This window comes from Microbacterium sp. zg-Y818, from assembly GCF_030246905.1.
Lineage (GTDB): Bacteria > Actinomycetota > Actinomycetes > Actinomycetales > Microbacteriaceae > Microbacterium.
Genome location: NZ_CP126741.1, coordinates 1,906,340 through 1,917,041, shown reverse-complemented (window position 1 = coordinate 1,917,041; position 10,702 = coordinate 1,906,340). Strand labels below are relative to the sequence as shown.

Here is a 10,702-nt window from a genome sequence, read left to right as displayed (position 1 = left end):
CCGGTCACGGCGTGCGATCGCCGGTCGGCGGGGGTTCTGCCGGCGGGGGTTCGGCGGGCGGGGGTTCGGCCGGCGGCGGCTCGGCCGGCGGCGGCGGGGGCGGAGGCGGCGGCTCACAGCGGAGCTCGTACGCGTTGCCGTCGGAGACGTCGCGCAGCCCCGCGAGGGCGCCCTGCCACGTCACGGTGTAGGTGAGTGTCACCACGCCGCTCGCGTCCGTGGTGGAGGTGACGGCCCAGGTGTAGTCGGCGGGGTTCGCCGCGATGGCGTCCGGCGAGATCCCCGGGGCGTCCTGATCGCTCAGGCAGCGGTTCGGGAAGGTGACCTCGGCGGTGTAGGCCGGTCCGCTCGGGCTGACGGGGACGCCGGGGGAGCTGCAGCCGAACAGGTCGTTGCAGGCGAACGCCTCGATCAGCCCGGGGTTGCGGCCGAGCGCGAACAGGCTGGCGAAGTCGGTGGTCTCGGTCGCGCCGGCGCGGAAGCGCAGCTCGAACGGCCAGTCGACGTCGAGGTCGGGCGTTCCCGAGAGGCGGCCCCACGTGTACACGTTGCCACTGCGGGTGAACCCGGGGTCCACGGTGTACGACGCGTTGCCCTCGGGCACGTCGATGCCCGCGATCGGAGTGGCTGTGCCGGTCGCCTCGGCGCTGCCGAACCGCGCATCGCCCCGCTCTGTCACGGCGCACGCGGTGACCGTCACCGGCTGCCAGAGGGGCGTGTCGCTGAACGTCGTGGTGGTCGTGCCGCCGCCGGCGGCGACCGCCTCGGTCGGGCGGCACGTTCGGCCGTCGCTGAAGCCGACGAGGATGCGCTCGCCGACGCCGTGGGGGGTCACCGTGGCGGTGGCCGTCACCGACCCCGGGCGCCCGGTGGTCGACGCGGTGACGGCGAGCTCGAGCATCGGTGCGCCGATGCCGTTCGCGGGGAACGACAGCACGCCGCCGGTGTCGCTGCCGCCGGGGATCGGGGGCAGTTCGTGGCGGGTGAGCGGTGTGGCCGTCAGGGTGACCGGGTTGTTCGATCCGATGACGTAGTCGCGGAAGGTCACGCTGTCGCCCTGCACCGGCAGGGTGACCTCACCCCCGGAGCCGCCGGCGAGGCGCACCCATCCCGACGACCGGTCGATTCCGGTCACGGTGATGGTCGCCATACCGCCGGCCGTGCCGTTGGGCGTGGGGGACACCTGCACCCCGGTGGGCGCGTTCGGCGCGCGGTACGCCCAGGCGGTGGCCGACACGGTGCCGCGGGATTCGCCGACGGCGTTGAACGCGCGTGCCTCGTAGGCGATTCGCTCGCCCAGGGGGGCCTCGATCGGCGGGCACTCGCCCGACGCCGAGCACGTGGCGACGACCTCGCCGCCTCTGAGGATGCGGTAGCCCTCGACGGCGGGGTACGACGCGGAGTCGGAGACGACGCGCACCGTCACCGAGGTGGGGCCGTACCGGGTCCAGTCCAGGCGGGTGGGGCTTGCCGGCAGGCCCTGCAGGTCGAGGATCACCCGGCCGTCGCGGTCGCCCGCGGACTGCCGGCCCTGCGCATCCTCGACGACGAACGAGCCGGTGCAGTCGGCCGCGCCCGCGGCATCCGCCGCCCATGTGGCGCGCACGGCGTTGTCGCCGGCCAGGCTGAAGCTGACGGCGGCGCAGTTGGCCGGGCCACCGGCGGCGACGACACGAAGCGGGGTCCCCGGCAGTGGGTTGACCTCACCCGAGGCGCCGACGACGGGGATGGTGCACGACGTCGCGCCGCCGGCCTGCGAGCAGCGCTGCACGACCGTTCCGCCCTTGGGGAGGGCCGACGGTGCAGGACCGACGGTCAGCACCAGGCTCGCGGCGGCGGCGTCGGGGTGGCTGGGCAGGCTCACGGCGACGGCCTCTTCGCGTCCGGGCCGGGCGGCGTCGCGCGCGGTCACCGACACGATCGACCCCGTCTGGGTCACGTCGAACTGGTCCCCTCGGTACGCGGCGGCGTACTGCAGCGCGTCCCAGTCCTCCTTGCCGGCCCAGCCGACCATCCCTCGCAGGTCGTACTCCGCGGTGGATCCGGGGCTTACGCCCATCGAGGCGCTGCGCAGCACCGGCTGCGGCATCTCCGCCTCGACGACGATGCGCACGGTGAGGAAGGTGTACTGGTCCTGGATGCCGAGCTTGACCGGCACGACGCACGTATCCGCCCACGGGGCGCCGGCCCCGGCCGAGTAGCGCACCGTCGTACCCGAGACGAGCGTGCACGTGCCGCCGGCGCGCGCTCCACCGGCGCGCACGGCGCCGCCGTCGACCTCGAGGGTCTGCCCGGCGGGAACGGCGACCGCCTCGGCAAGGTCCACGTCGACGGACTCGTTCTCACGCACATCGAGCGTCGACATCGTGCTGCGCAGACTCAGGCGCACATCGCGGTCGCCGGGCACCCGCAGGAATCCGTACGAGGTCACCTCGGTGCCGTCGAACGCCGTCCCGGAGACCTCGAACGGGATGAGGAGGGTCTCGTCGGGGATCGCTCCCGAGATGCGCCACCCGTCGACCGTGATGCCGGGATGCGTGCCCCACAGCGTCAGCGTGAGGTCGGAGACGTCGCCGTTGCGCCACGACACCTTGCCGCTGAGTACATCCACGCCGCGGGGGAACGCCTCGCGCGTCTCGATCGTCAGCGCCGTGTCGCGCACGACGGGGTAGTCCGGCACCGGACCGCGCACGACCTTCATCACGAGCAGACCGATCGCCGTGTCGCCGTTGTCGTTGCGCACCGTGTACGAGTACGAGAAGGTCCCCAGCTCCACACCGGCCTTCACGGTGACCCGGCCGTCGTCGACGGGGCCCAGGCGCGCCTGCAGCTGCGCGTACTCGTCGCTGCCGGGCGGCGCGACGGGCGACACCGAGACGAGTTCGAGCGTGCCGCCGGCGGGGTCGATGTCATTGTCGGCGGGCCGCACGACCGCCTCGGCGGTCTCGCCCGCCTGCACCTGGATGTAATCGCTGTAGGTCACCGGGCTCGGGTCGGACTGGGTGTCGAGCACACCCACGCGCACGTCCGCGGTGCCGGTGGCGCCCTGGGCGTCGCGCACCTGGTACTGGAAGCGCACCTGACCGCTGAAGGCCTCGGGGCTCGTGTAGACGATGGCGTCGCCCTCGGCCGTGATCGTCGCGGAGCCGTGCTCGGGCTGAGTGGTGATGCGATCCAGGGTCACGGCGTCACCGTCGGGGTCGACGTCGAACGAGGTGAACGGAATGCGCACGGTCTGGCCGCTGAGCACCCGCCCCTCCAGCGTGCGGGGGACGGGCGCCTGGTTCGCTTCGCCTCCGATCACCGTGATCACCACTCGGGCGGAGTCGACGACCTCGGGAAAGCCGAGGCGGAAGATCGTGTACCCGACCGCGTAGACGCCAGGCTCGCTGGGGGCGAGGTAGCGCAGCAGTCGGTCGGTGGCGAAGGCGAGCCCTGCATCGTTCTCGTTGACCACGCGCGAGGGGTCGAGGCCGATCAGCGCGCCGGACGGGGCACTGTCGTTGTCGAGCACGGGGATGTCGATGAGGCTGCCGGCGCGCACGGTGACGGTGTCGTCCACGGCGATGGGAGGGTCGGCGCTGGGAGAGGGGAGCAGAATGACCGTCAGCTCACCCTGCGTCGTGGCGGCGGGCGAGCCGGTGCCGTCCGAGACGGTGTAGCGGATCACGCCGAGACGCCCGGGCTGCTCGTCGTCGGTGGAGCCGCTCACCCGCAGCATGCTCTGCCCCACGAGGTCCACGCCCAGCGACGCGCGGGCGTCGCTCTGGGGGCGGATGTCGCTGAGCAGCAGCACCAGCCCTGCCGGGTTCGCGACGGCAGGGAAGACGTCGACGGTGGCATCCTCATTCGGTCGTACGAAGGCGGTCAGCGGCGGCGTGGAGATGGATGCCGCGTCGGCGGGCTTCACCGTCACCCGCACGGTGGCCGTGACCTCGGTGCGGTCGTCGCGCACGGTGTACTGCACGAGGTAGGACCCCGCCTCGGCCGCGGTGACGACTATGCTCAGTCCCGACGCGTTGGCGGTGACGCTCGCGCGCGCCTCGTCCAGGGCGACGGCTTTGGACAGGGCGACCGCGCCGGAGGCGCCCGAGACGTACGGGGCGATGTCTACGGCGACCGGCTCGCCCACGACGCCGACGACCGCGAACGACTCGGCGGCGAGTTCGGGGGTCGGGGTCACGGCGATGCTGAGGGGGCGCTCCGCTGTGGCGCCGAAGGCGTCCGCCACCGTGATGCCGAGCGTCACCGTCACCGACTCCTCGGCCTGCGGGTCCGGATGCTGGTAGGTCACCGTGCCTGCGGGGGAGGTCGTGACCGTGCCGCCGGCGGCGTCGCCGGTGGCACCCGCGAGGTACACCGGGTCGCCGTCGGGGTCGACCCAGCCCTCGAGCACGTCCGCGCTGACGGTGCCGCCGGGAGCCACGCTCGGCGACGGCCAGGGCGCGAGGCATCCTTCGACCCCGCACCAGACGGGTGGGCTGTTCTGCGACGGCGGGACGACGGTGACGGTGACGGTCGCGGCATCCGACAGCAGCCCGCCGGTCGCGGTGCCGTCGGTCGCCCGATAGCGCAGGCTCGCCGATCCGCTGGCGTCCTGGGCGACGTTGAGGACCAGCTTCTGGTCGGCGCCGGCGGTCGAGAGCGTGCCGAACGCCGGGTCGAGGCCCTCCACGGAGGCCGGGTCGATGCTGAGGACGTCCTCGTTCGGATCGTGGTCGTTCAGCAGCACCGGCAGCACCGCGACCGACCCCGCCCGCACCCCGAAGGCGTCGTCGACGGCGACCGGGGGCTTCGGATCGAGCACGCGCTCGGCTTCCAGCTCGTTCTGCTGTTCGACCTCGGCGGGCTCCTCCAGGTCCCATGCCTGCGACGACGGCACGAGACGACCCTCGGGCACGGTCCAGACCCAGCCCGAGCGGCGCTCGTTCAGTGCCAGGCGGGTCCCGTTGCCGATGAAGACGGGGTCCAGCCCTTCGCCGATGTCGATGCCGCCGTAGTCCAGCGGCACCGCCTCGCCGCTCGCGCCGGACCACAGGGTGCCCTCGGCGGAGCCTTCGGGAAGCCATGCCGCGTACACGCTCCCCGACACGGTCGCCGGGGCCACGGGGGTTCCGAGGGCGGCCGCGGAGTGGGCCCGGGCGGCCGTGAGGGAATCGAGGGAGACCCGCACGAGACCCGCCGTGTCGGCGATGTGCACGGCGGTGCCGGTCGCCGCTGCCCGCTGCACGACGGCACCCGCGTCGACACCGGTTTCGACGGGCTCGTCGCGGCCGTCGATGAAGAGCTCGCCGCTGCTCTCATCCAGCAGCGCCCACCGGCCGGCCACGGCCGTCAGCTGGGCGTCGGTGGGGGAGCGGGGCGTGTCGTCCTCGCCGAGGATGCGTCCCGTCGCCGCCTCGGCACGCAGCACGCGCCCCTCGTCGGCCGAGTAGGCGTAGACCACGCCGGAGTCGTCGACGGCCACGGCGGTGGCGACGAACCGCGGGCGCTCCTGTCCCTCTTCGACGTCGGCGTCGGCGTACGGGTCGATGGGGGTTGTCTGACCGCCGCTGGACAGGGTGGCGCCGTGTACGGCACCGGCCTCCGTGCGATACACGAGGAAGTCACCCGCGACGGCGATGTCGGCGGTGCCGGCTGGCGTGGGGGCGAAGGCGTCTTCGGAGTCGGCGGTGAGATCGTCCGGCGTTGCCATGTCGACGTCGGCGAACTGCGTGCCCCCGTCGCTGAAGACGAACAGGCGTTCGCCGTTCTGCGCGAGCGAGCTGCCGTTCTCCACCTGCTTGACGGTGTCGAGCTCGGCCAGCTCGAGATTCACGCGGGCGTACCCGCTGCCACTGCCGTTCTGCATGGCCCACACCGTCGCATCGTCCAGCGGCGTCTGCTGCGCGTCGTAGCCGGGCCACACGGCGGCGAGGGTGGCCACGAGCGCAACCACCACGCCCACGGCGGCAGCGCCGATGACGTTGCCGGAGGGTCTCCGGCGGGCGACGGGGGATGCCATCTCAGCCGTTTCCCGTCAGCAGCAGCACGGCGGCGGTGATGCCGCCGGCCACCACCACGGCGGCGGCGGAGGCGATGAGCGCGATGCGGACGGCGCCCGGCCGCCGGAGCGGCCGCGCGCCGGCGAGCACCGTGCCCTCATCGAGTCGGCGGCGGGCGCCGCCGCGAGCGCGCGGCGGGCGCTGCGTCGCACGTTCGACGCGGGGCCGCACCGGCCCGCGTGCGCGGTCGTCCTGGAAGTCCACGGCGACGCCGGCCATCGCCCATTCGTCGACGGCGACTTCGAGCGCCGTGTGCGGCATTCCCAGCTCGTGCTGCACCAGCTGCAGCTCGTGGGCGAACTCGGCCGCCGAAGCCTGGCGTGCAGCGGGGTCCTTGCTCATCGATCGCGCGAGCACGGCCTCGAGGCGTTCTGGCACGTCCGGACGACCGATGGGGGTGTAGGACGCGCGCCGGATGCGGCTCTTCAGCTGGTCACGGGAGTTCTGACCGCTCCCGGAGCGCTCGAACGGGCTGCGTCCGGCCAGCAGCGAGTAGACCGTCGCGCCCAGCCCCCAGATCTCCGCGGGGATCGACCCCGACACCCGTTCATCGACGATCTCGGGGGCGCTCCACGGCACCGACATCGCGAACACCTCGTCGGCGCCGGTGCGTCCGTTGACGGCTGCGGCGATGCCGAAGTCGCTGAGCACGGGTGAGCCGAAGGCGGTGACGAGGATGTTCGACGGCTTGATGTCGCGGTGCAGCAGGCCGGAGCGGTGGGCGGTCTCGAGCGCCGAGGCGATCTTGACCGACAGTTGAAGCACTTCGGCCACGGGCATGACCTCGCGCCGGTAGCGATTGGTCAGCGAGGTGGGGCAGTACTCCATGACCAGGTAGGGCCGGCCGTCGGCGGAGATGCTCGCCTCGTAGATCGTCAGGATCGAGGGGTGCGAGCTCAGGCGGGCCATGACGTCGGCCTCGGCGTTGAACATACGCAGCAGGCCCTCGTCGACGATGTCCTCCAGCAGCACCTTCACGGCGACCGGGCGCCGCGGCAGATTCTGCTCGAAGAGGAACACGTCGGCGAAGCCGCCGGTCCCGAGGGGACGCACATAGGTGAACCCTGGAAGCACGGGGGGCGCAGAAGGAAGCCTGTTCGCCACCGTTCACCTCACGTGCCCTGGGAGTCGACGGGGGCCGCGGAGCGAGAAGCCGAGCCCCCGCTGTACGGCTTCCTTAGAAGTTTCTAACACAGGGCGCACGTGCCTGGAAATCGTCGCTCGCGCTACGGCGCGGCGTGGAAGCGGGCGACGTTGCCGTCGCCGATGTCCAGCACTGCTCCCTCGGCCAGACGCGCCGTCGCGCCGCCGCGCAGCAGCATCGCCGAGCCGTCCGCGTGGCGCACCACGGTGCCGTTCGTGGAGTCCAGATCACGCACCAGCAGGTGGTCGCCGTCGAGCACCACCTCGATGTGCGTTCCCGATATCTCGCGCCGCGGGGACGACAAGGGCACGAGCCTCGCCCCGGGGTGCGCCCCCGGATCGGGGGCCCGTCCGAACACCACCGGAAGATCGAGCTCGAGCACCCGTCCGCCGTCCATGGCGAGCACGAGCCGGCGCGGGGCGTCCGGCCGGGCGGCAGCACGCGCGCGGTCGGGACGTGCACCCACGGCCGCCGAGACGAGCGCTGCCAGTTCTTCGCGGTCGAACACGGTCGTCGACTGTGCGGCGTCGTCCTCCAGGTCTGCGGCCCAGTCCGGGACGACACCAGCACGGTCGGCGGGGGCGGGGCGCTCTGGCGGCACCGTGCCCCACTGCAGGCGGTCGGATCTCACGACCCCCCGCCCGAGCGGCAGCAGCGCCGTCGGCGATGTCGCTCCCAGGGTCAGCGCGATCCCCGCCACGTGCTGGGCGGACCCCTCGACCCACGTGCCGATGCCCGGTCCCGCGAGCGTCGTACGCTCCGGTCCGTGCAGCTGGGCCTCGGCGGTGCCGCGCACCGCGACATTGACCGAGCTCGTCCGCGCGTCGACCAGCTCGACGAGCGCGAAATCGGGGAGCAGCTCGATGCCGCGCTCGGCGAGCGCGGACAGCACATCTTCGAGCGCCGTGTCGCCGGTGGACAGCAGCGTCCACAGCTCCCGGGCGGACGCGTCCCCGATCTCCGACGACGCCACGAGCAGAAAACGATCGCCGACCATGGCGAACCCGGCCTCGGCCGCCACCGGCGCCACACTGTAGCTGAACACGCCTCCACCCTATGGTGGCGGTGCGCTCTGTGCCGGTCAGATCCAGCCGGGCAGCCAGTTGTGTGCGCGCCAGAAGTCGTACGGCACGGTGACGGCCGACACCAGCGGGTACCAGAAGGCCGAGACGAGCAATGCGATGGTGAGGAAGACGATCACGACGCGCTGCCCCGCACGACGTCGCACCGGGTCGGCGCTGTGCGGCGCCGCGATGTCCTGCAGAGCGAAAGTGAGCGCGAGCAGTGAGAACGGCAGGATGACCACCGTGTAGAACTGGAAGACCGTGCGCTCGGGGTAGAACAGCCACGGCACCCATGTCGAGGCGATGGCCGTCAGCACGAACGCATCCCGCCATGACCGCCGCACGATGAACCGGTACACGAGGTAGACGGCCGCCGCCGCGGCCGCCCACCACACGAGCGGGTTCGGCATGCTGTAGATGATGTCCATGCAGCCGTTGGCCGCGTCGCAGCCCGCGTCGCCGTCTGCGGTGCGGGCGGCGTACATCGAGGTGGGGCGCAGCAGCAGCGGCCACTGCCAGGCGGGACTGGCGTAGCTGTGAGGCGAGTCCATGCCCGCCGCCGACGCGTAGATGGCCTCGTGATAGCGCCACAGGCTCTGCAGCGCCGCGGGCACCCAGGCCCACACACCGCCCGCCGGCGAGGTGTCGGCGCTCTGGCGCCCGTAGCCGCCCTCGGTGACGAGCCACCCCGTCCACGAGGCCAGATACACCGCGGCCGCCACGGGAACGAGCAGCACGAACGAGGCGGCGCCCTGGCGGACGGCATCGGTCGGCCACTGCCAGATACCGAGGCGGCGACGGGCGAGCGCGTCGGTGACGACGGCGTAGAGCCCGATGGCTGCGAGCACCCACACGCCCGACCACTTCACCGCCGCCGCCGCACCGGCGGCGACCCCTGCGGCGACCAGCCACGGGCGGTTCCACAGCACCGGACCCCACACCGGTGGCTCGCCCGCGTGACTCCGAGCCGTCACGGCGGCGGCGAGGCGATCCAGGTGTCCGGCTCGGTCCAGCAGCGCGAACCAGAATGCCACCAGCACGAAGAGCATGAGCGGCGTGTCCAGCAGGGCGACGCGGCTCATCGAGATCGCGAGCCCGTCGACCGCCATGAGGCCCGAGGCGACCGCGGCGAAGGCGAGCGAGCCGGTGAGGGCACGGGCGACGAAGTACAGCACCAGCACCGCGGCGGTGCCCGCGAGCGCGACGCCCACGCGCCAGCCGAACGACGAGTCCGGTCCGAACAGCGCCATGCCGGCCCCGATGATCCACTTTCCCAGCGGCGGGTGCACCACGAAGCTGCCGATGTCGGTGAACGCGTCGGTGTCGCCGGCGGCGAAGGCGGCATCCGCCTCCTCGGGCCAGGTGGCGGCGTAGCCGAGGTTCCACTGGCTCCAGGCATCCTTCACGTAATACGTCTCGTCGAAGACGATGGCGTGGGGGTGCCCCAGGTTCCACAGCCGCAGGATGCCGGCGATCACCGTGATCACCAGCGGGACGATCCAGCCCAGGCGGCGCTCGAGCCGAGGGTCGGCGCGCACGCGGGCCGCCAGGCGGTCGTACCACGACGGCGCCTCGGGAAGCAGCGTCTCGGCGGTCACGCAGACCACCTTATGCTGGCTCGATGATCATCCTTGCGGCCACCCCGATCGGCAATCTGGGCGACGCGTCCAGGCGTCTGATCGAAGCACTCGAGACCGCTCAGGTGGTCGCCGCGGAGGACACCCGCACCACCCAGCGCCTGCTGGCGGCGCTCGGTGTCGCCAACCGTCCCCGCCTCATCGCGCTGCACGACCACAACGAGAAGGCACGTGCGGGTGAGCTCGTCGCCCTCGCGCGCGAGCAGGATCTGCTCGTGCTCAGCGATGCCGGCATGCCGACCGTCAGCGACCCCGGCTACGGGCTGGTCGCGGCCGCCGCTGCGGCGGGCGTGACGGTCACCGCGATCCCCGGGCCCAGCGCCGTGCTGACGGCGCTGGCGGTGGCCGGCCTTCCGACCGACCGCTTCACCTTCGAGGGCTTCCCGCCGCGCAAGGCGGGGGAGCGGGCGTCGACGTTCGGCGCGCTGGCACGCGAGCCGCGCACCATGGTGTTCTTCGAGGCGCCGTCGCGGCTGGCGACCACGCTTGCCGCGATGGCCGTGGCTTTCGGCGACGACCGGCCGGCGGCGGTCTGCCGCGAGCTGACGAAGATGCACGAGGAGATCGTGCGCGGCGGACTGGCTGAACTGGCCGCATGGGCCGAGGGCGGCGTCCGCGGCGAGATCGTCGTGGTCGTCGGCGGGGCGCCGGCTCGCGCGTCCGATCCCGACGACGCACTCGCCCACGTGCAGGAACTCGTCCGTGACGGCGTGAGACTGAAGGATGCCGCGGGCCAGGTGGCCGCGGCATCCGGTCTGTCCTCGCGCGAGCTGTACCAGGCGGCTCTCGCCGCCCGGTCAGCCGGCCGCTGAC

At 72.7% G+C, this 10,702-nt stretch carries 5 protein-coding genes; 1 reads left to right on the top strand and 4 read right to left on the bottom strand.

What is annotated here, in order from left to right; translation table 11 throughout:
* Positions 1–4: 4 nt before the first annotated feature.
* From QNO21_RS08930 to QNO21_RS08915, 4 genes are all read right to left on the bottom strand, one after another.
* On the bottom strand, positions 5–6,004 hold the full coding sequence (locus tag QNO21_RS08930; protein ID WP_257519304.1) for an Ig-like domain-containing protein: 6,000 nt from the start codon (positions 6,002–6,004) through the stop codon (positions 5–7).
* A 1-nt stretch (position 6,005) separates the two neighbouring features.
* The gene (locus tag QNO21_RS08925) at positions 6,006–7,097 is read right to left on the bottom strand and encodes a serine/threonine-protein kinase (RefSeq protein WP_257519302.1); all 1,092 of its coding nucleotides are present in this window, start codon (positions 7,095–7,097) and stop codon (positions 6,006–6,008) included.
* 173 nt (positions 7,098–7,270) lie between these two features.
* Positions 7,271–8,233: an FHA domain-containing protein gene (locus tag QNO21_RS08920; RefSeq protein WP_257519301.1), complete on the bottom strand. Its 963-nt coding sequence runs from the start codon at positions 8,231–8,233 to the stop codon at positions 7,271–7,273.
* Positions 8,234–8,269: 36 nt separating this feature from the next.
* A complete protein-coding gene (locus QNO21_RS08915) occupies positions 8,270–9,850 on the bottom strand; it encodes a dolichyl-phosphate-mannose--protein mannosyltransferase (protein WP_257519300.1) in 1,581 nt (526 codons plus the stop codon).
* A gap of 23 nt (positions 9,851–9,873) precedes the next feature.
* Between QNO21_RS08915 and rsmI the strand changes: the two genes are divergently transcribed.
* Positions 9,874–10,701: a 16S rRNA (cytidine(1402)-2'-O)-methyltransferase gene (rsmI, locus tag QNO21_RS08910; RefSeq protein WP_257516846.1), complete on the top strand. Its 828-nt coding sequence runs from the start codon at positions 9,874–9,876 to the stop codon at positions 10,699–10,701.
* Position 10,702 lies beyond the last annotated feature (1 nt).